The following is a 709-nucleotide window of genomic DNA, read 5'->3' as shown; positions in this document are numbered from 1 at the left end:
GCTCCCCGAGGCATTTCGTCGTTCGCCACGTCCTTCTTCGGCTCCTAGTGCCTAGGCATCCTCCGTGTGCTCTTTCTAGCTTAACCATTTATAGGGATCTTTGGCCTAAGCCAAAGTCTCTCCTAATTGAAAGAGTTAAAGATTTTTGCATGATCCGAAGATCAAGCAACCTAAGTTCTTACTTTACGTTTTGTTTCGTTATCTAGTTTTCAAGGAACAACTTTGTGATTCAATGATCTTCGCCCTATTTCAGCGGCGAAAGTTATCTTACCACATCTYATTACTGCATTTCAAGTCGAAATTTCTTGGAAATTCCTGTCTTAAAATGTGTTTTGGTGGAGCCAAGCGGGATCGAACCGCTGACCTCCTGCTTGCAAGGCAGGCGCTCTCCCAGCTGAGCTATGGCCCCAAAATGGGTTACTTCATTATGAAGTTAAATGGTGGGCCCTAGTGGACTCGAACCACCGACCTCACCCTTATCAGGGGTGCGCTCTAACCAGCTGAGCTAAGGGCCCTCAAAGATTTGCTTTAGCAAAACTTACTTCGTAAGCGTTACTAATTAGGGAAACTTTCCATAATAAAAACCCACCTACAAGCTTTCGAAGCTTTCTCCGAAAGCTTGCCATGGGTATCGCTTGGCAACGTTCTACTCTCCCAGAACCCTGCGGTTCAAGTACCATCGACGCTGGAAGGCTTAACGGTCGTGTTC

2 tRNA genes and 1 rRNA gene are annotated in these 709 nt (G+C 46.3%); all 3 read right to left on the bottom strand.

The window, feature by feature from the left end:
- Window positions 1-86 (bottom strand): 23S ribosomal RNA (locus AB4114_RS35780); the annotation flags it as partial.
- A gap of 247 nt (window positions 87-333) precedes the next feature.
- A tRNA-Ala gene (locus AB4114_RS35775) sits at window positions 334-409 on the bottom strand.
- 29 nt (window positions 410-438) lie between these two features.
- Window positions 439-515, bottom strand: a tRNA-Ile gene (locus AB4114_RS35770).
- Between the last annotated feature and the right edge of the window lie 194 nt (window positions 516-709).

Origin of the sequence: Paenibacillus sp. 2RAB27, from assembly GCF_052115445.1 — a bacterium.
Lineage (GTDB): Bacteria > Bacillota > Bacilli > Paenibacillales > NBRC-103111 > Paenibacillus_E.
The sequence above is the reverse complement of the archived record's forward strand: the minus strand, read 5'-3'. Positions and strand labels throughout refer to the sequence as shown.